The 23,325-nt window shown below is 36.5% G+C and carries 22 protein-coding genes; 4 read left to right on the top strand and 18 right to left on the bottom strand.

What is annotated here, in order from left to right:
• Positions 1-47: 47 nt before the first annotated feature.
• The 6 genes from ATE47_RS15850 to ATE47_RS15825 all read right to left on the bottom strand — a co-directional run bounded on the left by ATE47_RS15850 (position 48) and on the right by ATE47_RS15825 (position 4,395).
• Complete coding sequence (locus tag ATE47_RS15850; RefSeq protein WP_062162867.1) at positions 48-596, bottom strand: inclusion body family protein; 549 nt, start codon at positions 594-596, stop codon at positions 48-50.
• A 287-nt stretch (positions 597-883) separates the two neighbouring features.
• Positions 884-1,354, bottom strand: a complete 471-nt coding sequence (locus ATE47_RS15845; RefSeq protein ID WP_181898072.1) for a DUF6702 family protein — start codon at positions 1,352-1,354, stop codon at positions 884-886.
• A gap of 58 nt (positions 1,355-1,412) precedes the next feature.
• Complete coding sequence (locus ATE47_RS15840; RefSeq protein ID WP_062162865.1) at positions 1,413-2,165, bottom strand: TIGR00730 family Rossman fold protein; 753 nt, start codon at positions 2,163-2,165, stop codon at positions 1,413-1,415.
• A gap of 8 nt (positions 2,166-2,173) precedes the next feature.
• Complete coding sequence (locus ATE47_RS15835) at positions 2,174-2,887, bottom strand: nucleotidyltransferase family protein (protein ID WP_062162864.1); 714 nt, start codon at positions 2,885-2,887, stop codon at positions 2,174-2,176.
• 17 nt (positions 2,888-2,904) lie between these two features.
• Positions 2,905-3,312 (bottom strand): RapZ C-terminal domain-containing protein, encoded by a 408-nt coding sequence (locus ATE47_RS15830; protein WP_062162863.1) that lies wholly within the window; start codon positions 3,310-3,312, stop codon positions 2,905-2,907.
• Between the two features lie 63 nt (positions 3,313-3,375).
• Positions 3,376-4,395 carry an aminoglycoside phosphotransferase family protein gene (locus ATE47_RS15825; RefSeq protein WP_062162862.1) on the bottom strand — a complete coding sequence of 340 codons (1,020 nt, stop codon included), beginning with the start codon at positions 4,393-4,395 and terminating at the stop codon, positions 3,376-3,378.
• A 48-nt stretch (positions 4,396-4,443) separates the two neighbouring features.
• Here ATE47_RS15825 and xrtF point away from each other — a divergent pair, with 48 nt between their 5' ends.
• The 4 genes from xrtF (at position 4,444) to ATE47_RS15805 (ending at position 6,647) form a co-directional block, all read left to right on the top strand.
• Positions 4,444-4,974 (top strand): exosortase family protein XrtF, encoded by a 531-nt coding sequence (xrtF, locus tag ATE47_RS15820; protein WP_062162861.1) that lies wholly within the window; start codon positions 4,444-4,446, stop codon positions 4,972-4,974.
• Positions 4,961-5,395 carry an exosortase F system-associated membrane protein gene (locus ATE47_RS15815; protein WP_062162860.1) on the top strand — a complete coding sequence of 145 codons (435 nt, stop codon included), beginning with the start codon at positions 4,961-4,963 and terminating at the stop codon, positions 5,393-5,395. The genes xrtF and ATE47_RS15815 overlap by 14 nt, the downstream gene beginning before the upstream one ends.
• A 201-nt stretch (positions 5,396-5,596) precedes the next feature.
• The gene (locus ATE47_RS15810) at positions 5,597-5,797 is read left to right on the top strand and encodes a hypothetical protein (RefSeq protein WP_062162859.1); all 201 of its coding nucleotides are present in this window, start codon (positions 5,597-5,599) and stop codon (positions 5,795-5,797) included.
• 64 nt (positions 5,798-5,861) lie between these two features.
• A complete protein-coding gene (locus ATE47_RS15805; protein ID WP_062162858.1) occupies positions 5,862-6,647 on the top strand; it encodes a GLPGLI family protein in 786 nt (261 codons plus the stop codon).
• A 46-nt stretch (positions 6,648-6,693) separates the two neighbouring features.
• Here ATE47_RS15805 and ATE47_RS15800 read toward each other — a convergent pair whose 3' ends face one another.
• From ATE47_RS15800 to rnhA, 12 genes are all read right to left on the bottom strand, one after another.
• The gene (locus ATE47_RS15800; protein WP_062162857.1) at positions 6,694-7,038 is read right to left on the bottom strand and encodes a helix-turn-helix domain-containing protein; all 345 of its coding nucleotides are present in this window, start codon (positions 7,036-7,038) and stop codon (positions 6,694-6,696) included.
• 32 nt (positions 7,039-7,070) lie between these two features.
• Positions 7,071-8,066 carry a cation diffusion facilitator family transporter gene (locus ATE47_RS15795; RefSeq protein WP_062162856.1) on the bottom strand — a complete coding sequence of 332 codons (996 nt, stop codon included), beginning with the start codon at positions 8,064-8,066 and terminating at the stop codon, positions 7,071-7,073.
• Between the two features lie 53 nt (positions 8,067-8,119).
• Positions 8,120-9,112, bottom strand: coding sequence for an aspartate-semialdehyde dehydrogenase (locus tag ATE47_RS15790; protein WP_062162855.1), 993 nt, complete (start codon positions 9,110-9,112; stop codon positions 8,120-8,122).
• Positions 9,113-9,143: 31 nt separating this feature from the next.
• Positions 9,144-9,575 carry a hypothetical protein gene (locus tag ATE47_RS15785; protein ID WP_062162854.1) on the bottom strand — a complete coding sequence of 144 codons (432 nt, stop codon included), beginning with the start codon at positions 9,573-9,575 and terminating at the stop codon, positions 9,144-9,146.
• A 95-nt stretch (positions 9,576-9,670) separates the two neighbouring features.
• Entirely contained in the window at positions 9,671-12,271 is a 2,601-nt protein-coding gene (locus ATE47_RS15780) for a TonB-dependent receptor (RefSeq protein WP_062162853.1), read from the bottom strand.
• A gap of 210 nt (positions 12,272-12,481) precedes the next feature.
• Complete coding sequence (gene nadC, locus ATE47_RS15775) at positions 12,482-13,342, bottom strand: carboxylating nicotinate-nucleotide diphosphorylase (protein ID WP_062162852.1); 861 nt, start codon at positions 13,340-13,342, stop codon at positions 12,482-12,484.
• Between the two features lie 11 nt (positions 13,343-13,353).
• Positions 13,354-14,925 carry an L-aspartate oxidase gene (nadB, locus tag ATE47_RS15770; RefSeq protein ID WP_062162851.1) on the bottom strand — a complete coding sequence of 524 codons (1,572 nt, stop codon included), beginning with the start codon at positions 14,923-14,925 and terminating at the stop codon, positions 13,354-13,356.
• A gap of 23 nt (positions 14,926-14,948) precedes the next feature.
• Positions 14,949-15,575 (bottom strand): NAD(P)H-dependent oxidoreductase, encoded by a 627-nt coding sequence (locus ATE47_RS15765; RefSeq protein WP_062162850.1) that lies wholly within the window; start codon positions 15,573-15,575, stop codon positions 14,949-14,951.
• Between the two features lie 129 nt (positions 15,576-15,704).
• The gene (locus tag ATE47_RS15760; protein ID WP_062162849.1) at positions 15,705-17,702 is read right to left on the bottom strand and encodes a T9SS type B sorting domain-containing protein; all 1,998 of its coding nucleotides are present in this window, start codon (positions 17,700-17,702) and stop codon (positions 15,705-15,707) included.
• A gap of 246 nt (positions 17,703-17,948) precedes the next feature.
• Positions 17,949-20,201, bottom strand: coding sequence for a T9SS type B sorting domain-containing protein (locus tag ATE47_RS15755; RefSeq protein WP_062162848.1), 2,253 nt, complete (start codon positions 20,199-20,201; stop codon positions 17,949-17,951).
• A gap of 202 nt (positions 20,202-20,403) precedes the next feature.
• On the bottom strand, positions 20,404-22,653 hold the full coding sequence (locus tag ATE47_RS15750) for a gliding motility-associated C-terminal domain-containing protein (protein ID WP_062162847.1): 2,250 nt from the start codon (positions 22,651-22,653) through the stop codon (positions 20,404-20,406).
• A 163-nt stretch (positions 22,654-22,816) separates the two neighbouring features.
• A complete protein-coding gene (gene rnhA / locus ATE47_RS15745) occupies positions 22,817-23,293 on the bottom strand; it encodes a ribonuclease HI (RefSeq protein WP_062162846.1) in 477 nt (158 codons plus the stop codon).
• Positions 23,294-23,325: the final 32 nt, after the last annotated feature.

The raw sequence follows: 23,325 nt of genomic DNA, 5'->3' as shown, positions 1-23,325 counted from the left end.
ATAAAAACAAATCCACCGTTTTACGCGGTGGATTTTTTTATTTCGTTTTATTTAACTGTAATCGTTGGATCCCAGTAATAGTATCCGTAAAGGATCTGTTTGTTACTGTTATTTGGATCTATCGTGTATAAGGCAAATTGTACGTAGAAATTCTCTGTACCCGTATTCCTTACCTTAGAATCAAAACTTGAGAAAGTGATTGATGCATAATTGGGAGGTAAGCCGTTTGATGAATCATAATTTGGTACTACAGCTTGTTGTCTTGTTACGGCATCGTATACAAATGAATTAAATACCTGATCTCCGGACCAATATTTAATGTTGTAGATAATAATAGCATCATCAGAATTCTGGTAGATTGAAGTACCTCTGAATGCTACAAAATCTCCTGCTCTTGCACTGAAATTCAGATATGTAGTTCCCTGGCCTGAAACTACATTTGCATTGGATGCAATCATATGCTGGCTGTTGTGGTCAATGCCTGTCGGATTGTTCGGGTCCTGGCTAGGGTTGGGATAATTAGACTTTACATAGTCTGTGTCAATAACTACCAGGATATCAATTTCCTGGCTCGATGCTTTTAATTCTGCTTCCATTGTATTAGTTTGTTTTGGTGTTCCTACTCGTTTGGCTTTTCGGAGTCGCCTCGTTGATTAATGTGGTTTCTGAGCTCCACCTCTTTGATTTTGTAATTACAATGCAAACTTACGGTGTTGTTAATGAGAAAGTTAGATTATAAACGCGCAAATTCAAAGAGCAGTAGTTTCACCTAATAAATCTCTTTTTGGTGATTTTAATTTAAATTAATACAAATCTTTCATATCTTATTTAAAATAAAAAAACCACCGCAATTGCAGTGGTCTATCTAAACTAAGTAATTCTGTTAAAAAGAAACTTCATTCACCTCTTTTCCCCTTTGGAAATTCATTGTTTTCTGACTTCCTTTATAAGCAATATTAACAAGGTTAATCTGCTTTGGAAAAGCGCTTAGAAGAATCGTATTTTTAATTTTTAAGGTACTGATATCCGAAACACCTCCCGCTTCAAAATATACCCATACAGTTTCTCCGCTTACCTGGCTTCCTGTGAATGTTATTGTTTTCGGAGAACCATTGACGTACACATCAAAATTATTATTTACATATTTTTTTACCTCTGCTTCAAACCCTGCTGTATTCGGATTTATTTTAATGGCATCTGAAATATGGCTTGTATTCATTTTTGTGGTGAACTTCAATGTTTTGCTTCCGTCTATATAATCCACTTTCGTCATTGAAGAGAAAAAGTCTACACTCGTGAAACTCATTAACACAAAAAATGTTAAAATTCCTGTTATATATAAAAATTTTTTCATCTTAATTAATTGATTTGCAATCATGCTTGTTTCTAGTAAGTGACAAATAATATGCCAATTAAAAATTAACATTTACAGAATACTTATCATAAAATGCTTTGATGTGTGCTACCGCTTCATCAGCCGTATCTACCACTCGATAAAGATCAAGATCTTCCTCGTGAATCATTTTTTCTTTTAATAAAGTCGCCTTAAACCAATCCAGCAATCCGCCCCAGAATTCAGAGCCTACCAACACGATAGGAAACCTGCCGATTTTGTTGGTCTGAATTAATGTTAAAGCTTCCGTAAACTCATCCAATGTTCCAAAACCTCCCGGCATCACCACGAACCCCTGAGAATATTTCACAAACATTACTTTTCTCACGAAAAAATAATCAAAGTTCATGGAATAGGATTTATTAATAAAAGGATTAAAATGCTGCTCAAACGGGAGATCAATATTCAGTCCGATAGACTTTCCCTGCGCATTGAAAGCACCCTTATTTCCGGCCTCCATAATTCCAGGCCCGCCACCGGTAATGATTCCAAAACCGATTTTTGTAATTTTTTCCGCAATTTCTACGGCCATTTTATAATATTTGCTCTGAGGCTTTAGCCTTGCAGAACCGAAAATAGAAACACAAGGCCCGATTTTGGCAAGCTTTTCATAGCCGTCCACAAATTCAGCCATCACCTTGAAAACCATCCAGCTGTCTTTGGTAATGGTTTCGTCCCAAGTCTTTTGCCTCAGGCTGTTTTGCAGCTTTGTTTCGTTAATATCGAGTTCAGGATTTACTAAGCTTTCATCTCTCGTTCCTTCAATTCCCATTTCAAAAATTATTTAAAATATTTTTCGGCTTCCATTACAGATTCCGGTCTTCCAACATCTATCAGAATACTGTCGTGCACAAAACCGTGGATTTTCTCAGTCTGCATCAGGTCCAGATACTCCTCCATAACGGAAAATTTGCCTGTTCTTTTAATTTTGTCAAAGATAGCAGGGTTAATACAATGAATGCCGCTAAAAGCCAGTGCCTTGAATCCTTTGTTGAATTCTGCGAGCCTTTGTTCCCCGGTCTGTACATTCAGCCAGCCTCTTAAGACCATTTCATCATTGAAAAGCAATTTTCTGGAACTTTCCCTGTCCGAAACGGCTAAAGTAGCAAAATCTTTTATCTTTTTATGATAATTTACCAAATCAGTGATATTTATGTTTGTCAAAATATCAGCATTCATAATCAGGAAATCTTCTCCATGATCAAGAAATTTTCTTGCAAAAACCAAGCCGCCGCCAGTTTCCAAAAGCTCATCAGACTCGTCTGAAATCTCAATATTGCAACCGAAATTATTGTTTTGCTTTAAAAAATTAACAATCTGATTGGCAAAATGGTGAACATTAATGACAAAATCATTTATCCCGAAATTTTTTAAATATTTAATATTTCTTTCTAAAAGTGGTACGTCATTCACTTTGGCCAATGCCTTCGGGTGAAAATCCGTAAACGGTTTCAATCTTGTTCCTTTTCCTGCCGCAAAAATAAGTGCCTTCATAGTTTATCACTTATCATTTATGAATTAAGTTGGTGCTGTTCATCATGATGAAGGCTAACTTCCACCTTTTCACCGTATTTTTCTTCAATAAAATGAGCAATTTTGATGGCTGAATAAACCGATCTGTGCTGTCCTCCCGTACATCCGAAATTGATCTGAAGATTCTCAAAACCTCTTGCCAGATAATTGTCGATGCTCATGGAAACCATACTTTTTACCAGTTCTAAAAATTTAGGCATTTCGGTTTTGGCTTCAAGATATTCCTGAACGCCGATGTCATTTCCAGTCTGGATTTTATATTCTTCCACTCTTCCGGGATTCAGGATGCCTCTGCAGTCGAAGGTAAAACCACCTCCGTTTCCTGATTCATCTTTAGGAATTCCTCCTTTTTTGTACGAAAAACTGTGTATGTCTATGTGTAGCATTTTCTTATATTTTAAATTTATTTTTGAACTACTAAGGATTAATCTCTTTTTTTAGTCATAATCTTAATGGTTCAAAATCTCTTCAATTTTTAACTTAGTTTTCTCCAATCTCAATTGTTTGATTACTTTCTCCAGCTCAGGATAATCCTTCATACCTTCCCAATTCCGGGCAAATTCTGTAATATTTTCAATCCCTTTTTCAATACTCGCAATAAAATGTTGCTTCCTTTGAATCAGACCTCTGAAGCCATAAGCTCCCAAAACCTGCAAAAATCTCATCAGCTGAATTGGTTTCACCGAAACTTTTAGTTGAAGTTGTGTTTCTTTATTTTTAAACTGATTAATGTAGAAATCAAGCATTTCATTTTTAAAGTCTTCAGGAAAATTGGCCTTCGCCTGAAATAAAAAAGAAATTACATCGTACATCAAAGGTCCTTTCATTGCCGATTGATAATCAATAAACGAAACTTCATTTTTTTCATTCACCATAATATTCCTCGCCTGAAAATCACGGATCATGACCCCTTTCGGTTCAAGATTTTCGATGAGGTTTACAATTTTTTTGAATTCTTTTAAAAGAGTAGATTTATGATATTCCAGTTCCAGGACATCGGCCACAAAATTTTTAAAATAATATAAATCGTGGGTTACAGGAAGCTCATCATAATTCTCATATTCAAAAGTTTTGCTGAAATCTATTTTGTTCTGCGTTGAAATTTGCAGTTGGTATAGCTTTTCTAAAGTCTGTCTCACCAAAGCTTTTACATTATCGGATAAACCTTCGTTGGTAATAATTTCCGACAGTGTTTTTTCTCCCAAAAACTCCTGAATATACATTTTCCGGTCATCAGAAATTTTATAAATAAGTGGCGTGTTGAGTTTTAATCCTGAGAAAATTTCAGAATAATATAAAAAACTCTCGTTCTCCTGAATATTTTCATTGAAAGTAATAATATACTTCGTATTTTCATTTATAGCTAAAAAGTTTACTCTAGCAGAGCCACTTTGAGCTAAAGTAATAAACTCAGATGATTTTTTACCGGTATAATTTTCAAAAAATTGTTTGGCGTTTTCAGAATTCATAGGCGAAACAAATATAGTAATTTACGGGCGAATTTTTATCTTTGTATTATGCTAAAGGATTTTAAACCGGTTTTAGCCATTCTGTTACGTTTCATCATCATTTATCTGGTGCTGCTTTTTGCGTATCAGTTTTATCTTAATAGTTATCAGAATCTGGGTTTAGATCCTTTTTCAAGACTGATTGCCACGCAGGTGGGTCATATACAGGATTCTTTTAATTATCCTACGCAATTTTATGATGATATAAAAGGTGAGCAGGTCTGGTTTTATGTAAAAACGGGATATGCGACGAGAATGGTGGAGGGATGTAATGCCATTTCGGTGATGATTCTTTTTGTAGCTTTTGTTTTTGCATTTTATAAGGGTTCAAAAACGGTTTTATTTGTATTGGCCGGGCTTCTTGTGCTTTATATTATGAATTTATTCAGGATTGTAGGGCTGAATATTGTAATGACCGATTATAAGGCATACGGAAAGATTTCCCACGATTTTATTTTTCCGGCGGTTATTTATGGGACTGTTGTGGTTCTTTGGTTAATCTGGATTAAATGTTTTGCTTTAAAAAATGAGAATTCTTAGTTGGTTTTTGGTGATAGTAGGTGTTTTTGGGCTGATCAGTGTGAGAGCGCTTGAAGACAGGATTTTTTATGACCCTTTTCTTACTTATTTTCACGAAGCGAATAAAAATCTGCCTTTCCCTGATTTTGAATGGGGAAAATTAATTGCAGGGCATGTTTTCAGATTTGTTTTAAACTTATTTTTTTCTTGCTTAATTATCCATTTTTGGTTTAAAAATAAAGAATGGACGATTCAGGGCGCTATTTTAATTACAATAATTTTTTTAATCACTTTTCCAATTTACCTGTATTGTATTTACGACAGATTTGAAATCGGATATTTATTTTCTTTTTATATGAGAAGATTTGTGATCCAGCCTTTGATTTTACTGCTGATTATTCCGATGTTTTATTATAGGAAACAGGTTTTGCAAAAAAAATAAAAATTTATTTTTCGTTTTTTATGGATTTTAATAATATAAATTTCTTTTAAAAAGCCAACTGGGTTAATTTACTGATTGATAAATAGTTATTTTGTATGAATGTTTGAAAAATGCAACAGTTTTTGTTGTATTTCTTTTACATATTTATTGAATTTTAATTCTTAGGTTTGTGATGTTTAACAATTAAAATTTATACAAATTATGAAAAAATTATTTATTATTGGAGCTGTTGCTATCGGAACACTGGCAAGTGCTTTTCCTTTTAGAACTTCTTGTGGACAGGTTGTAAATGTAACAGAGACTGAAGGGTTTTCTGTAGAACAAGTAAGGAATTTTTTAGGATATGTAAACTATAGGGTATGTGGGACAACACCCCAATCAATAACCATTTACATTCATTAAAGCCGAGTTAAAAAATCTAAGCAAAGTGTATATAACACTTTGCTTTTTAATTAAATGTCACATAATGAAAACATATTATACACTTTTTTTATTTTTTTTTATAGTTATTGTGAAATCTCAAACTGGTTTTAATGTTGTTTATGAAGCAGATTATAATTTAATTTATAAAAGTCAAACAAAAAATGCTGTCGTTCAAGATGCTGCTTATGCACTTCTCATGAATGATAAAGAATCTTATTATAAAAATATGAATAAATATGTAGGAGATTCTTTACGATATGAGAAAAAACTGCATGAAAACAGCCCTCTTGATGAACAAATGAAGTATATCGCAGAGTTCCCTGAAAATGTAGGGACAACAAACGCGAAATTTTATGTAACACTCGAAATGTCAGATAAATATTTTAGATATGAGGAAACTAACAATATGATTTGGCAGCTTGTAAATGAATATAAGAAGATTGGAAAATATAAATGCCAAAAGGCTGTGACAAAGAGGTACGGCAGAACATGGATTGCTTATTTTACTAAAGAAATACCTTTTCCTTTCGGTCCGTATAAATTTAATAAATTACCGGGCTTAATTTTAGAAGTTTACGACGATAAAGATGATTATCATTTTACAATGTATAGTTTCAGGAAAAGAAAATACTACTGTAAATCGGCTAATATGCATTCCAATGCTACACTAGTAAAAAAAGAAAAAGTATTTGATTATCAAAGAAAAGTACTTGCTGATCCAACTCTAACCAATAAGTTTATTGCGGATCCTGAAGAGCGTAACTTTATAAATAAAAAAGGGCAGGAAAGAGCAAAACTTTATAATCCAATTGAATTGAAAATATATTAAAAATAGAAAACCCTGCAATTTGTAGGGCTTCCTATTTTTATGTCAATTATTTTTTAAGATTCTTGATAAGTTCAGAAATTTGGAAGCTCAATTTTTCAGCGACATCTTTATCTGATAAATTAAAAACAATAATATTACTATTTGTTGAATTATCTTTGTTATCGAAAGTATTGTTTGTGATATTAATATTTTTCATCTCATCCTCAAACAAATCTTTAATATCTACTTTAAAAATTTCTGCGAGTTGTGGGATATACTGTGATTTCACATCGGAAGTTTCATTTTCCCACCTGATATATGTTGCTCTATCTAAGCCAAGCATATCTGCAATCTCTTGTTGAGAAAATTTAGTTTTATTTCTTAATCTTTTAAGATTTGTTCCAACTCCCATATTATTTATTTTTAACAAATATAATATTTTTTTTACTGCGCTGTATGCTTATCCGCACTCGTCACGTTTTCCGGAGTCCACTGTACTCTTTTTACAAAATCTTTTTCACGGACAGGGCAATCTGAAATCTGACAGATAGGGCAGGAAATGGGTTTGCAGTCATCCATGTGAAAATTAAATTCTACACTTCTTTTTGTGTTTTTTGCCAATAGGATAATCATCTTTTCCATTTCATTGTGGGCGTCCCGAAGGCTGTAATACCAAGGCAAAGTAATATGAGCATCAATATGGAGATTGGCCCCAAACTGCTGGATTTTCATGTTGTGAACATCAATCCATTCTGTACGCCTGTTTTCTTCAAGAACTTTAATGATTTGATTTAATAATTCCGGGTCCTGCTCATCCATTATCCCACTTAAGGATTTGCGGACAATTTTATACCCAACTACTATGATATAAGCTCCAAAAATCAATGCTACAACAGAATCGATCCAGTAAATTTTCGTGAAATAAACAATCACCAAGCTGATAACAACCCCAAGCGTTGTAATGGTATCGGATTGTAGGTGTTTTCCGGAAGAAATAAGTACCAGGGAGTTTTCGTTTTGACCTTTTTTTATGGAGATATAGCCAAGAAAATAATTGATAACGGCTGTAGCAGCAATAATCCAGATTCCCCAATCCAGCTTGTTTAAAACCTTGCCTGTGATAAGGCTGTTGGTTCCTTCATAGATGATCATTATTCCGGCAATGGCAATTAAAGCACCTTCAATTCCGGCGGTTACAAACTCTACTTTTCCGTGGCCGTACGGGTGATCTTCATCTTTCGGTTTTGAGGCAAGATGTAGAGAGTAAAGCCCCATAAATGCACTGATGATGTTTACAATACTTTCCATAGCATCAGAAAAAACAGCATCTGAATTGGTGAGTTTCCAGGCGATAATTTTTCCGATAAAAAGAATAACTCCAAAAACGGCAATAAGTTTTTGAAAGCCTATTTTATCTTTTTTATTACTCTGTATATCCATAGTTTGATAAAAAAAAGAATCTCAATTCTGAGACTCTTTTTATATTTGTTAGTTTACACTAAGTTATTTGCTACAATATATTCTGCGATTTGTACGGCGTTGGTAGCAGCTCCTTTCCGCAGATTATCTGCCACGATCCAGAGGTTCAGGGTCTTTGGCTGTGAAAGGTCCCGTCTTATCCTTCCTACAAAAACTTCATCTTTTCCTTCCGAATAAAGGGGCATCGGATATTCGTTGTTTTTTACGTTATCCATTACCACAACTCCGGGAGTTTCAGATAAAATTTTTCTTACTTCATCAAGCTCGAATTCGTTTTCAAATTCAATATTTACACTTTCGGAATGTCCGCCCTGTACGGGAACTCTTACCGCAGTCGCCGTTAAATTGAATGTGTCATCACCCAGAATTTTCTTAGGCTCTTTCATTAATTTAATCTCTTCTTTGGTGTAATCGTCATCTGCAAAAGCATCACAATGTGGAAGTGCATTTTTAAAGATCTGATAAGGATAAACTTTTGCAATAGAATCATCTCCTGTGATTTCGGCATTTAGCTGATCTACAGCCGCTTTACCGGTTCCGGTAACGGATTGGTAAGTGGAAACAATGACTCTCTTTAAGTCATATCTTTTATTCAAAGGTCCTAAAACCATCACCAGCTGAATTGTAGAACAGTTCGGGTTGGCAATAATTTTATCTTCTTTTGTTAAAACATCAGCATTGATTTCCGGAACGACTAATTTCTTGTCGGGATCCATTCTCCAGGCTGAAGAATTATCGATCACTGTTGTTCCGACTTCTGCAAAAAGGGGCGCAAATTCCAGGGAAGTTTCACCTCCGGCCGAGAAAATGGCAATATCAGGTTTGGCAGCTATAGCGTCTTTCATGCTTACAATCGTAAATTCTTCCTGTTTATACTTCACCTTTTTGCCAATAGATCTTTCCGAAGCTACCGGAATTAATTCTGTGACAGGGAAGTTCCTTTCTTCAAGAACTTTCAGCATAACTTGTCCAACCATTCCTGTTGAACCTACTACAGCTACTTTCATTGATTTAATTAAAATTGTTTAAGTTAATATATTAAGCCCCGAACACTCTTGTCCAAGGGAATGCAAATGCAAATAAGCCTACTGCAATTAATCCCATAATAACAATTCCTAATGAAATTGTAGGGCTGGTTTTTACTTTTTTGTTGATGATCGTCATCAAAACTGCAGCGATTAACATAGAAAACGGATGTTCTACATACTGAAATCTTAAGTCAGCATTTTTCATGATTGATCCCATATCCATTCCTTTTGTGAAATTAATGACCAACATCACAATCCCCAATAAAAACTGAACATGGAAGAAGATCATCGTGAAAAGTGTAGTTTTCTTTAAGAAATTATTCACTTTCCCGCTGTATCCAAACATGGTAACTAAAAGGGCAACGGTAAATAATGTCACTAATAGAATTTCTAAATATCCAAATCCTTTGTGTGCATTAAGCAAAATGTTGTAAAAATCCATACTTCTATTTTTTCTGTTTTAAAGTACACAAATATAGCAAAAATCCCGGCGAAAAGCCGGGATTGATATTTATAAAATCTAATGTTTTTATATTATTAGAAGTTGAATGATAATGTAGCAGCCCATGTTCTACCGAATCCGAATAATACACGGTTACCGTTAGCAATGCCATCATACATATATCCAAGATCTTGATAGGATTTCTTAGCTGTATTAGGTGTTCCATCAGCCAATGTCGTAGGAGAATCCGTTGGAGCAATGTTTGTAGAAGCATCAGAAATATAAGTTGTATCAAACAGGTTATAAACGTTTGCGCCAACAGTAAAGTATTGAGCAGCATCTCTTAATCTGATTTTGTAAGAAATTCCTAAATCAAATAAGTTGAAATCAGGTAATTTCATTACACCTTTTTCTTGTGCAGCTTCATTAGAAAATGTTGCAATATCAATTGAAGAATAAAGTTTACCTACATATCTCCAAGTTCCAAAAATACTAAGATCTTTTACTGGTTTTACAGTCGCTCCTAATGACGCTGTCATTTGTGGAATACTGTTGTTGCTTGTTCCTCCAACTTTTACTTTATCTAAATAAAGCGTTGTAGAAGTAGAAGAACCTGCTAAAGTAAGTGGATTGTTGTTGTCATCAAATGCAGCTCCTGTAGCATTACCTTCATAGTAGTAATCTCCCCAAGAGAACATAGCTTGAAATTCTAGGAAATTAAGAGGTTTGTAAACTGCATCCACTTCAACTCCTTGGTGGATCTCAGTAATACCACTGATTTCAGCATATCCTGTAGCAGTAGTGTTGTCAGGTAAAGTAAATGTCTGGTTTGTTCTTCTTAACCATCTGTCTCCCCATGATGTTCTGTAGATGTTAACATTAGCACTGAATTTTGGAGATCTGAAACCATACCCAACTTCAGCAGAGAAAATTTTCTCATTAGTTAAGGTTGGATTAACAACTTGGAAGTTGCTTGGATAAACAGAATTGAAGAAAGGCTGTTTGCTATAGTAACCAATGTTTGCGAAAACGTTATGGTTTTCATTGATGTTATAGTTAGCACCTCCTTTGATGTTATATCCAAAAAGGTTTTTAAATCCAGTTTTAGTATTAACAGTTTGTCCCTGTTGTTTAGTTACTCCATCCTGAACGAAGTTATCAATTCTTTGATATCCTTGATTTGATACTGATCCTTGTATAAATGCTGATAAGTTGTTTTTAGAATATTCAACTTGACCAAAACCACTGTACCAGATTACTTCTCCATCATTACTGTAACCTATTTGGTCTTCAATAGGAGCTGTTTTTCCTCCAAATGGATTCCAAGAAAGTTTCTTATAATCGTAAACTTTATTTACCACATAAGGAGAAACGTTTTTATTGTTTCCTTCTTTATATCCTGCAGCTCCATAAAGATCTGAAACTACCTGATAATGATATCCGTAGTAATATCTATCATCTGTACCTACTGAGAAATTCCAGTTGTCATTGATTTTATGCTGGAAGTTTGCTAAAATACCATACCAGTTGTGAGAATTAATACTTGCTCTACGAACTAAAGTACTTGAAGCAGGTGCGGTATTTACATTAACAGCTTGGTTGGCTGCAAAAATAGCATCATAATTAAAATGTCCGTTTGCGTCGTAGAAGCTGGTTATTCCTTTTCCCCCAACTCTACCAATTTCTCCGGTTCCACCACCTCTACCATTAGACATGTATGCAACTGTACTTAATTTTGATTTTTCATTAATATTAAAATCCCAGTTCAACATCATTACTGGCTTAGCGTAATAATTTGCTCTGTTAGCCAATGCTATTTTATTACCACTGCCATCAGTATAATATCCATAGTCTGAGTTATACTGTCTGTATGGTGATCCATCATGATCTGGGTTATAATTAATATAGTTCTGGATTGTCGGAGAGAAGGTTCTTTGGTTGTGCCACTGAGGCGCAGAAGTTAATGTAAATTGGAAATTATGCTTTTTATTTGGTTCCCAACCTAATGCAAAATAGTAAGCATAAGATTCGTAATCTGTATTTTCAATATAAGTGCTACCAGCTTGTCTGCTCATTAAGAATGAAGAAGACCATCCTTTATCAGATTTCCCTGTATTATAAGCAAAAGATGTTTTAAAATAGTCATTGTTACCAACTCCTAATCTAATAACCCCACCTTTTTTCATATCTGCAGATTTTGTTAGGAAGTTCATTGTACCCCCAACAGAAGCAATGGCTAATTTTGAAGATCCTAAACCTCTTTGTACTTGTAATGTACTTGTAACGTCAGATAATCCAGTCCAGTTTGAGAAATAAACAGTACCTCCTTCCATATCATTTACAGGCATACCGTTTACCATTACTGCAATGTTTCTAGATTCAAATCCACGCATCGTGATCTGAGAATCTCCAAATCCACCACCACCTTTTGTAGCATATACTGATGGTGTTGTGTTTAGCATTTCAACAAGCTCTTGGTTTCCCTGTCTTTCAAGAATTTGTGCAGCTTTAATTGTAGATACTGCAACTGGTGTCTTTCTATCCTTTGCGATATCAGTAACACCTCTTAGGATCACCTCTTCAATATCCTTAGACCTTGTTTCTTTAACAGTGTCCTGAACCTGTTGAGCGTAATAAACACTAGCTGTTGATAAGGTGATTATCGCAGTTAGCATTGTTTTGTTGATTAATTTCATAATCGTTAGTAATAGTTAGATTTAAATTTTCTGCAAAATTCGGGAAATAAATTTTAACTAATATTAACTTTATGTTAATTTTTAATCAATCTTAATAAGATTTAATGATTTGATTTACAATGTATTGAATAATAGTTGAAATTTTACATGAAAAAAATCATATTACTGAATTTTTAACAAATTGAGGTCATTTTTATTAATAATTCAACGCTATTTCACGGCTTTGAGACTCAAATCCATATTTTCTGCAGAATGAGTCAGGGCTCCTGCAGAGATATAAGTAACGCCCGTGGAAGCGATTTCTTTCAACTGTTCACGGGTAATTCCGCCGGAAGCTTCGGACTCACAAACCCCGTTGATCATTTTTACCGCACGTTTCATGGTTGGTACATCCATATTGTCAAGCATGATTCTGTCAACCTTTGCATTAATGGCTTCTTGGACTTCATCAAGATTTCTGGTTTCAACCTCTATTTTTAATTTCTTTTTATTTTTTTTGATATAATCTTTAGCCATTTTCACAGCATTTGTGATACTTCCGTTGTAATCGATGTGATTATCTTTCAGCATGATCATATCATACAATCCGTATCTATGGTTGGTTCCGCCACCGATCGCAACAGCCCACTTTTCACAAACCCTAAAATTTGGGGTAGTTTTTCTTGTATCTAAAAGTTTAGTTTTAGTTCCTACCAATCTTGAGTCCCAGTCATGGGTAAGGGTGGCGATTCCGCTCATTCTCTGCATACAGTTCAATACAAGTCTTTCGGTAGAAAGAATAGATCTTGCGCTTCCGGTTACGATAAATGCAACATCGCCAACCTTTACGGCATCTCCGTCTTTTACGAAAGTTTCAACTTTTAAGTTTTTATCAAAAGTTTTAAAAATAATTTCAGCCAATTCCACACCAGCCAGGATGCAGTTTTGCTTTACCAGGAGTTTTGCGCTCTGCTCAAGATCTTTCGGAATAGTGGAAAGGGTAGAGTGATCGCCATCTTGAATGTCTTCCTCTAAAGCATTTTTGATGAATTGTTTTAAAACTTTATCTGTAACGTAAGCTGGTCTTTTCATTTTGTATGCTTTTAAGCTAAATCTTTATTGTAAAATGCCCCTTTATTCTCTGTCATTTCCATAGATTGGGTAATGATGAGGTGGGCAACGGTTGTTAAGTTTCTTAATTCCGATAATTGTGGCGAAAGAATAGAGTAGTGATAGATTTCATCCACTGCGGCCGCAATTTCCTGATGTTTTTGTAATGCCATATTCAGACGACGGTTGCTCCTCACGATTCCCACAAGGTCGCTCATCATTTCCTGCAATTGTTTTCTTAAATAAGATATAATCACCATTTCATCCATGATTTTCATGCCTTCTTCATCCCACTCGGGAACAGCTTTTAAATCCTCAAAATTAAAATTATTCTCATTTAAAAGATCAACTGTTTTCATCGCTGCATTGTGTCCGTAAACCAATCCTTCAAGTAATGAATTGGAAGCGAGTCTGTTAGCTCCATGAAGCCCCGAATTTGTACATTCTCCCACTGCGAAAAGGTTTCTGATGGAAGACTGGCCGTCTCTGTCGACTTCAATGCCGCCCATCAGATAATGACAGGCCGGAACCACGGGAATCAATTGTTTAAAAGGATCAATTCCTTCATCTTTACATTTTTTATAAATATTCGGGAAATGTTCAAGGAACTTTTTATGATCCATTTTACGGCAGTCCAAACCTACAAATTCGTCACCGGTGACCTTCATTTCAGCGTCAATCGCTCTGGCAACGATGTCTCTTGAGGCTAATTCTTCACGCTCATCATATTTATGCATGAATTTTTCGCCTTTTTTTGTTCTTAATTTGGCTCCGTCACCACGAACGGCCTCCGAAATTAAAAATAACATTCCGTCCATTTTACTGTACAAAGCAGTGGGGTGAAACTGGTAATACTGCATGTTGGAAACCTGTCCTTTTGCTCTTGCCACAAAAGCGATCCCGTCACCTGTTGCAATTGTGGGATTGGTCGTGTTTTTATAAACGTGACCTGCGCCGCCGGTTGCCACTAGGGTTATTTTTGAAGTAATTTTTTTAATTTTTTTGCCTTTTTCATCCAGAATATAGGCTCCGTAACAGTGAATATCACCTTCATTTAGCTCCTTTCCGGGAACGTGGTGTTGGGTGATGATATCGATTACATAATGATGGTCGAGGATTTCAATATTTGGGCTGCTTTTGGCTGTTTCGAGTAAGGCTCTTTCGATCTCAAAACCTGTGATATCTTTGTGATGAACAATCCTGTTTTCGGTATGTCCGCCTTCTCTTCCTAAGGCAAATTCGCCATTTTTCATGTCAAAATTCGCGCCCCATTCTACAATTTCATTGAATCTTGCAGGAGCTTCCTTTACTACCATTTCCACCACATCGCGCTTGTTTTCGCCGTCTCCGGCACGCATGGTATCTTCAATGTGCTTGTCGAAATTATCATTTTTAGAATCTGTAACTACCGCAAGGCCGCCCTGGGCGTATTTGGTGTTGCTTTCGTCTTCGTCAGATTTTGTTACGATGATTATTTTGGCATCAGGAAGCTGTTCAGAAACCTTAATGGCGTAGGAAAGTCCCGAAATCCCGGAACCGATTACTAATACATCCGCTTTTATCATTATGCTTGCTTTAGGTAGATCGTCTAAATAAATTTAAACAATTTTTCGTTTGGTTTTCTTACTTTTTTCATGTGTTGGAAATAATCTTCTTCAGACCGGTAGCCAAGAGCAAGGGTAACGGTTACTTTTTCAGCTTCAGGGTTTATATCTAGAATTTCTTCCATCAGGTCCTGACGGAAGCCTTCCATAGGACATGAATCTATGCCTTCGATAGCTGCGGCATACATTAAATTAGCCAAAACTATATAAGATTGCTTTTCTGCCCAATTGAAAATTTCATCCTGAGTTTTTTGATTAATATGTTGATTGATGCTGTTTCTAAAAAGCTCCAGGTTTTCCATTGGCGTTTCCCGAACGTCTGAAATATGTCTGAAATATCCATTAATATAGCCTTCTTCAACTGTTTTTTTTGAAATAATAACAATTAAATGAGAGCATGTGGAAATCTGTGAAGGGTTGTAAAAAGCTGGAATCAACTTTTTTTTCATTTCTTCACTTTCTACCACTAAGATTTTATAAGGCTGAAGTCCAAGAGAGCTCGCTGATAACTTCCCCGATTCAAGAATGTTGAATAACTTTTCCTGGGGGATGATTTCATTGTTAAATTTCTTTACAGAATATCTCTTGCTTAAAGCCTCTAAATAATTCATAGGACAAATTTAAGAATTGAATACGAATTAAATTAGTTTAAAAATAAATATCTCATTCTAAATTAGGCAAAAAAAGAAGGCCGCTCAAAAAAAATTGAAGCGGCCTCTGTTATAGAATGATGTTTTTTATTAATCTCTATTTTTTACCAACACCCATCCTGAATATCTGAACGGTGTGTTTTTCTTATCGTTTTCATTCCATGAAACGGAGTACCAGTAGCTTCCTGTAGAAATTTTTCTACCTCCCACGGTTCCGTCCCATCTGTATTTATTTGATTTGTCAGCGTGGTGGATCTGAGCTCCGTATCTGTCAAATACATTAAATACAAGGTTTTGCTTGCCTGCCAAAGCTGAATAATCAATAGCGTCGTTGATTCCGTCACCGTTTGGCGTGATCACATTGATAAGGTTCGGCACAACAATACTGATGTCGATCGGCTCACAGTCATAAGCATCTTTTACATAGATCTTGCTGTCACCTCTCGGAACGTTTTTGAATTCATTGGAATCCTGCCAGTTGATCCCGTCCATTGAATATTGATAAGGTGCAGTTCCTCCTACTGCATAAACGGATACCGTGTTATTTGAAATATCAATACTTGATATCACCGGCTGTTCTGAAGCATATACTTTTACATATTGCGTGGTTATACATTCTCCGGTTTTTAATTTTACCCAATACGTTCCTACTCCCACATCATTTATGGCCTGGGTAGTTGCGCCGGTGCTCCATTCGTAGCTTGTAAACCCGGGACCTGCATCCAGCGTTGTTTTGTCTTCAATACAGATAATTTTATCTTCAAGAATATTGGAGGAAACAGGTGCCATTACAACCAGATTCACTTTTGCGATGTCATAGCAGCCGAAAGAATTGGTTACTTTTATGTAAACCACTCCTGTTGGAGCAATATAATTGGTAGGATTTACAATTTCATTGGTTCCGTTTTCGGCATCCGTTAATGAAGGGTAATATGTTTTGATGATTCCTGTGGATGTTCCTATTACTGCCGCTGTGGTAAGATTGAAGAGACCAGTTGAAGGTTTGGTTTCAATAAAACAAGAGCGCAAAGTAGCATCTGTTGCGGTAACTGTCGGGGCGACTTTCAGCGTAATTGTCGCATCATTGTTGTCGCATAATACCGTTGCAGGATCTTTGATAACGACAGAAATGTTGGTGTCTGCGTTATATTGGAAATTGGTAGGATTGGCAATCGGGGTTGCGCTTCCTGTAATATAATAGGTAAAATTATAATTGTTAGGTGTAGCGGTAAGCTGAGAGTTGAAAGTCGTCAAATCAACCGTTGCCATACCCGCCAGATCCGGACAGATAGATTTTGTAATTGCACTTTCCAGAAGAGGGATTTTATCAACGTAAACTTTCACGTTTTTGATAGAATGTCTTGATCTCGCACCTCCCGTAGAAGCAGAAAATCCGAAATATCCCACCGTCATTGCTGCTGCAGCGCCGGAAGGTGCAAAAGATTGGTTGCAAATCACCGTTCCATTTAATGTGATTTTTACAATCCAGTTGGCAGGAGCGGCAGGGTCTACCTCGGCAGTTACTTCAACATGCTTGTAGGTTGTTCCCTGAAACGGTAATGTTGCGTTGAGATCCGGCGAGTGAAAAGAACTTCCGGGAATATTGAAGAATTCCACGTTGTTGGTATCGGTGGTGTTTTGCACCTGCCCATAAGCGACGTGTACTTTGCTCATTCCTGAGCTTCCTGTGGCATTATTATAAGTGTCAAAACCTACAATAAAACCAACTGCATTTTGGGAAACCCCGATTCCGGAGCCCAATACGCTTGCGACTGGCGGATTTGCCAGGTACCAGAATGCAATACCGTCACCATTATAGGTCTGGCTCGAATCCATTCTGAAATCGAATTCTATTCTCCACTTATCACAATATTTCAAGTTGATAGGCTCATTCAATCGGATTGATCCCGAATTGTCATTGACATCAGGGGTGAGCTGTACAAAATCAGTACTTACCACTGTGGGTCCCACCATTGTCCATCCAGTGGTGTTTACGGGGTTTCCAATTAGCTGATAAGTTTGTGATGAGAGTTGTTGAGAGAAGCAGAATAAAAAGATGAAAAATAAAAGGGGTAGTTTTTTTTCCATACGTTAAAGTTTATTAGTTTAAGATTTTGTAAATATAATTAATTTACGATGATTTTTGTTTAATTATTTTTAGGATTTATCTATTGATTTTATAATGTTGATATATTTATTAGCCTAAATGTTTAATGGTGTGGTATGGATTTAGATTCTTGATTTTAATGCTATCGAATTAATTCTATTAATTTTTAATAAAAAATCACTTCAAAATGCTTGAAGTGATTTTTTTATGTTGAAATATTTTTAAAATTAATCTCTGTTTTTTACAAGAATCCAACCTGAGTATTTGATTAGTGTATTCTTCTTGTCATTTTCGTTCCATGAAACAGAATACCAGTAGCTTCCGGTAGGAACTTTCCTTCCCCCTACAGTTCCGTCCCATCTGTATTTGTTTGATTTATCGGCTTGGAAAATTTTTGCTCCGTACCTGTCGAATACATTCAGTACGAGACCTTGCTTGCCCGCCAAAGCCGAATAATCAATAGCGTCATTAATTCCGTCGCCGTTTGGAGTGATTACATTAATAAGGTTCGGAACTACGATTGTAATAACGATAGGATCACAATCATAGGCATCTTTTACATATATTTTTGCATCACCTCTCGCAACGTTTTTGAATTCGTTGGAATCCTGCCAGTTGATCCCGTCCATTGAATATTTGTAAGGAGCAGTTCCTCCCGTTGCAAACACGGTAACTGTGGAATTAGAAATATCAATACTTGTGATCACTGGCTGCTCGGAAGGATAAACTTTTACAGTCTGGGTTGCCACACATTGTCCGGTTTTTAGTTTTACCCAATAAGTTCCTACGCCTACATTAGTTATGGTCTGCGTAGTTGCACCGGTACTCCATTGATAACCTGTGAATCCGGGACCCGCGTCCAGAGTTGTAGTGTCTTCCATACAAATGATTTTATCTTCCAAAACATTTGAGTAAACCGGAGCGATTACAATTAAATTAACTTTAGCGATTCCGTAACATCCATTTGCATTAGTTACTTTAATATAAATTACCCCATTTGGAGAAATGTATGCTGTAGGATTCAGAATTTCATTGGTTCCGTTTTCTGCATCAGTTAAAGAAGGGTAATATTTTTTAGTAGCTGTTTGTGTAGTTACAGCTGCCAGAGTAAGATCGAATGAAGCCATTGAAGGATTGGTTTCAATTGCACATGATCTTAAAGTAGCTTCCTGTACGTTTACCACCGGATATAATGCTAATGTGATTTCTGCTACATCAACACATCCCTGCGGAGTTGTCACCTTACAGTACAATGTGGCTGCCGGTGAAAGGTAAGCTGTAGGATTTGTAATCTGGTTAAGATTGTTGTTCAGGTCGTACATTGTGTTGTAGAACTGTTTTGTAACGCCCGGAACAGTTGAAACAGCTGCGGTCGTAAGGTCAAATATTGCACCTCCTGCATTATTGTTATTACACCCGGTCAATGTTACATCGCTGGCGGAGAAAGGTGTCGGATTCAGGACAATTTGCCCATCGCCGTTATCGCACAATGTGGAGGAGGGATCTTTTACAACAACAGAAATATTTACTGCACCCGAATAACTATAGTTGGAAGGGTTTGTAATGGGCGTTCCTCCCGGGCCGAAATAGGTAAAAATATAACTTCCAGGATTAGCAACGAATTGATTCTGGAAAGATGTAAGATCCACCGTTCCGTTTCCTGTCGAAGGATTTACACAAACGAAAGGAGTAACCGTATTTGTTAAGATAGGAACCTTGTCGATATATACTTTAGCATTTTTTATGGAATGCCTTGCACTCGCGCCTCCAGTTGCCGCAGAGAATCCGAAATAGCCTGTAGTCATCCCGATTGCTCCTCCTGAAGGGGCAAAAGATTGGTCTACAATCAAGACTCCGTCCAGTCGGATTTTGATGATCCAGTTCGTTGGGTTTGCAAGATCTGTTTCTCCGTTTATTTCCACGTGCTTGTAGGTTGCACCTACGAATGGCTGCGTTGGATTAAGATCCGGAGAGTGGAATGTACTTCCAGGAGTTGTATTGTATTCAATATTATTTCCTGTTGTATTATTGGTTCCGTATAGAACATGGATCTTACTCATCTGACCTTCTGTGCTGTTGTTGAAAATGTCAAAGCCCACCATAAGTCCGTTTGCGTTTGCCGGAATTCCTAATCCACCTCCGGAAACAAATCCTGTTGGCGGATTGGCAAGGTACCAAAAAGTAAATCCGTCACCTCTGCCATATTGTGTAGTTCCGTTTCCGTCTATTCTGAAATCGAATTCCACTTTCCATTTATCACAATATTTAAGATTAATAGGAGTTGCCAGCTTTACCGCACCATATTGGTTTCCTATATCTTGGGTAAGTTGCACAAAATCTCCGCTTACTACGGCGCTTGAAACAAGATCCCAACCTGTAGTATTTACGGGATTCCCGGTAAGCTGATAGGTCTGTGATGATAGCTTTCCGGACAGACACAATAAAATGATAAAAAAATAATAGAGTAAATTTTTCTTCATATAAAATTGGTTAAGTTGTAAATATATTGAATTTATCCGATTGATTACTGTAAATGTGTTAAATATCATGTTAATTATTGTTATTGTATAATTTTTGCTAAACAATATGAATAAATCAATAACAAAAACTTAAAATATTCATTAAATTATCAGTTGAGCTATAAAAAAGATCGCTCCAATTGAAGCGATCTTTTAATATAATTTATTCTCTGTTTTTTACTAATACCCAGCCGTTATAGGTTGTTTTAGTATTTTTCTTGTCATTTTCGTTCCATGTGATGGTGTACCAGTAGGTTCCGGTTACTACTTTTTTGTTGCCGGAAGTTCCGTCCCATGTGAAGTTTCTTATTTTATCGGCTTCATACTTTTTATTTCCATATCTGTCATAGATGGTGAAAACAAGATTTTTCTTGTATGCTAAAGCTGAATAGTCAATTACATCATTGATATTATCACCGTTTGGCGTAATAGCATTAATGAGATTTGGAACTGTGATCTGTACATGAATAGGGTCACAATTATAAGAATCCCTTACAAATACTACAACCTCACCTCTTTGAAGACCTGTAAATATATTGGAGTCCTGCCAGTTTATTCCGTCTAAAGAATATTGGTAAGGAGCTTTTCCGCCGTTTACATTTACGGTAATGGTGTTGTTGGTAATATCAATGCTGGAAATCACCGGCTGAGGTGCAGGATTTACTTTTACAACTTGCTTTGCTGTACATTTTCCTGTTTTCAGCTGTACCCAATACTGGCCCGGTGTAACACCACTAATAGCTTGGGTAGTTTCCCCCGTACTCCATAAATAGCTGTCAAATCCTGGTCCTGCATCAAGAGTAGTTCTTGCATCAATACAGATCGTTTTGTCTTTTAATATAGAAGAATAGATAGGTTCTAAAACTTTCAGATTGATTTTAACAATAACAAAACAGTTGGCTATATTGGTAATTCTCACATACACCGTTGATGTTGTTGCAATATAAGCGGTAGGTGGAATTTCATTAATACCCGCAAGAGCATCGGCCATTGTTTTGTAATATTTTTTGGTAATGCCTTGTGCTGATGTTACATTAGCCTGTGTTAAATCAAATAAAGCTGTATTGGGCGCACTTTCAATAAAGCAGGATTCCATTGAAGCATCGTTTGAAACAATTTCCGGGAAGAATGTCAGAGCTATCGGTGCAGATCCTACGCATCCAAGAGGAGTGGTTACTTTTACGTATACCGTTCCGGCTGCAGATATATAAGCTGAAGGATTATTGATCGGGTTAGTTCCTGCGTTCAGGTCTGCTAAAGTTTTGTAATATATTTTAGTAGAGCCTGCAGGTTCATTGACATTCGCCAGTGTAAGGTTGAATGTTGCGGTTCCGGCATTGTTATTATTACAAGCCGTAAGGGTTGCGGGAGTTGCCGTAAACGGAGAAAGATTCAATTGGATTTTCCCGTCCGGGTTATCACAAAGCACACCCGCGTTATCTTTAACTACGACAGAAACCGTTGTATTGGCACTAAACTGATAATTGGCAGGATTCGTAATCGGTGTTCCTGCAACACTGTATGAAAAAGTGTAATTGGCAGGATTCGTCACGAATTGATTCTGATATGCGGTTAAGTTTACAGTTCCCTGACCTGTGGAAGGATTCGGGCAAAAAGTATCTGTTACTGTTGTCTGATTGATCGCAACTTTATCTACATAAACCTTTACATTTTTAATAGAATGTCTTGATCTGTTTCCTCCTGTAGAAGCAGAAAACCCAAAATACCCAATGGTCATGCTTGCAGCAGCTCCTGCAGGTGCAAAAGACTGATTACATATTACATTACCATCAATCGTGATTTTTATGATCCAGTTTGCCGGTGCGGCAGGGTCTACCTGTGACGTTACCTCAACATGTTTATAGGTAGTTCCCTGGAAAGGCAGCGTTGTATTCATATCCGGTGAGTGGAAAGAGCTTCCCGGAGTGTTGAAAAACTCCACATTGTTCGTGTCGGTAGTGTTAGTTACCTGTCCGTATGCAACGTGTACCTTACTCATTACGGCGGTCGTCGTATTGTTATATGTATCAAATCCTACAATAAGACCAACGGCATTTTGAGAAACTCCAAGACCAGAGCCTAATACACTGGCTATCGGAGGATTGGCAAGATACCAGAAGGCAAGCCCGTCCCCATTGGCGGTTTGGTTGGAATCCATCCTGAAATCGAATTCCACTTTCCATTTATCGCAGTATTTAAGGTTAATTTGGTTATCCAGCCTGATGGATCCGGATTGTGTATTGGTATCCGGGGTAAGCTGGACAAAATCCGTATTTACTACCGTAGGAGCGACCATTGTCCATCCTGTTGTATTGACAGGATTTCCGGTAAGCTGATATGTTTGGGAAGCAAAATGTTGTGGTAAGCACAGCAAAAGGCATAAAAATAAAAGGAGGTAGTTTTTTCTATTCATTTATTGGTACACTTAAATTAGACGCATCAAAGATATTAAATCCCAATCAATAAATATATATTTAATGTTAATTTCGGCTTAATTGGTGGATACTCTATAATAAAAGATATATTAAAACAAGAAATACTGAAAAATTTTAAGCAAATTTTAATTTCAGTATAATTTAAAATAGAGAATTGTTTTCAAGGTTCTCAAAATAAGCATCAACTTCCAAATCTGTTGAATTTGAGGCTGCCACAGCAAGTTTATCGCACAATTCGTTCTCAAAATGCCCGGCGTGGCCTTTGATCCAATGCATTTTTGGTTTGTGGATATTATATAAAGCCACAAATTTTTGCCAAAGATCCGGATTTTTTACATTCTTCCAACCTCTTTTTATCCATCCTGCCAACCAATTCTGGTTGATGGCATCCGAAACATATTTGCTGTCGGTATAAATGTGAATTTCATTGTCCGGAGATTTGAGCTTTTCCAGCGCTGTGATTACGGCGAGAAGTTCCATTCTGTTGTTGGTGGTCTTCCGGAAGCCTTTGGAGAATGTTTTCTGATAGTTTTTCTCAGGAACGCGCATGAGAATTCCATATCCGCCTTTTCCGGGATTTCCGCTGCAAGCTCCGTCGGTGTATATTTCGATTCTCATCTTAGATTGAGGCTGAGGTTTAGTTTAAGATT

This window comes from Chryseobacterium sp. IHB B 17019, from assembly GCF_001456155.1.
Classification (GTDB): domain Bacteria; phylum Bacteroidota; class Bacteroidia; order Flavobacteriales; family Weeksellaceae; genus Chryseobacterium.
Note: the sequence above shows the minus strand (reverse complement) of the source record. Positions and strands in the feature narration are given on the sequence as shown.

Bases quoted from the DNA above. Each gene is read 5' to 3' on its own strand.
- ATE47_RS15825 (WP_062162862.1), bottom strand. From the start codon at position 4,395: ATGAATTCTGAAAACGCCAAACAATTTTTTGAAAATTATACCGGTAAA.
- nadB (WP_062162851.1), bottom strand. From the start codon at position 14,925: ATGATAAAAGCGGATGTATTAGTAATCGGTTCCGGGATTTCGGGACTT.
- rnhA (WP_062162846.1), bottom strand. From the start codon at position 23,293: ATGAGAATCGAAATATACACCGACGGAGCTTGCAGCGGAAATCCCGGA.
- ATE47_RS15845 (WP_181898072.1), bottom strand. From the start codon at position 1,354: ATGAAAAAATTTTTATATATAACAGGAATTTTAACATTTTTTGTGTTA.
- ATE47_RS15805 (WP_062162858.1), top strand. From the start codon at position 5,862: ATGAAAACATATTATACACTTTTTTTATTTTTTTTTATAGTTATTGTG.
- ATE47_RS15760 (WP_062162849.1), bottom strand. From the start codon at position 17,702: ATGGAAAAAAAACTACCCCTTTTATTTTTCATCTTTTTATTCTGCTTC.
- ATE47_RS15790 (WP_062162855.1), bottom strand. From the start codon at position 9,112: ATGAAAGTAGCTGTAGTAGGTTCAACAGGAATGGTTGGACAAGTTATG.
- ATE47_RS15835 (WP_062162864.1), bottom strand. From the start codon at position 2,887: ATGAAGGCACTTATTTTTGCGGCAGGAAAAGGAACAAGATTGAAACCG.
- ATE47_RS15810 (WP_062162859.1), top strand. From the start codon at position 5,597: ATGAAAAAATTATTTATTATTGGAGCTGTTGCTATCGGAACACTGGCA.
- xrtF (WP_062162861.1), top strand. From the start codon at position 4,444: ATGCTAAAGGATTTTAAACCGGTTTTAGCCATTCTGTTACGTTTCATC.
- ATE47_RS15765 (WP_062162850.1), bottom strand. From the start codon at position 15,575: ATGAATTATTTAGAGGCTTTAAGCAAGAGATATTCTGTAAAGAAATTT.
- ATE47_RS15800 (WP_062162857.1), bottom strand. From the start codon at position 7,038: ATGGGAGTTGGAACAAATCTTAAAAGATTAAGAAATAAAACTAAATTT.
- ATE47_RS15755 (WP_062162848.1), bottom strand. From the start codon at position 20,201: ATGAAGAAAAATTTACTCTATTATTTTTTTATCATTTTATTGTGTCTG.
- ATE47_RS15830 (WP_062162863.1), bottom strand. From the start codon at position 3,312: ATGCTACACATAGACATACACAGTTTTTCGTACAAAAAAGGAGGAATT.
- ATE47_RS15795 (WP_062162856.1), bottom strand. From the start codon at position 8,066: ATGGATATACAGAGTAATAAAAAAGATAAAATAGGCTTTCAAAAACTT.
- ATE47_RS15780 (WP_062162853.1), bottom strand. From the start codon at position 12,271: ATGAAATTAATCAACAAAACAATGCTAACTGCGATAATCACCTTATCA.
- ATE47_RS15815 (WP_062162860.1), top strand. From the start codon at position 4,961: ATGAGAATTCTTAGTTGGTTTTTGGTGATAGTAGGTGTTTTTGGGCTG.
- ATE47_RS15750 (WP_062162847.1), bottom strand. From the start codon at position 22,653: ATGAATAGAAAAAACTACCTCCTTTTATTTTTATGCCTTTTGCTGTGC.
- ATE47_RS15785 (WP_062162854.1), bottom strand. From the start codon at position 9,575: ATGGATTTTTACAACATTTTGCTTAATGCACACAAAGGATTTGGATAT.
- ATE47_RS15850 (WP_062162867.1), bottom strand. From the start codon at position 596: ATGGAAGCAGAATTAAAAGCATCGAGCCAGGAAATTGATATCCTGGTA.
- nadC (WP_062162852.1), bottom strand. From the start codon at position 13,342: ATGAAAAGACCAGCTTACGTTACAGATAAAGTTTTAAAACAATTCATC.
- ATE47_RS15840 (WP_062162865.1), bottom strand. From the start codon at position 2,165: ATGGGAATTGAAGGAACGAGAGATGAAAGCTTAGTAAATCCTGAACTC.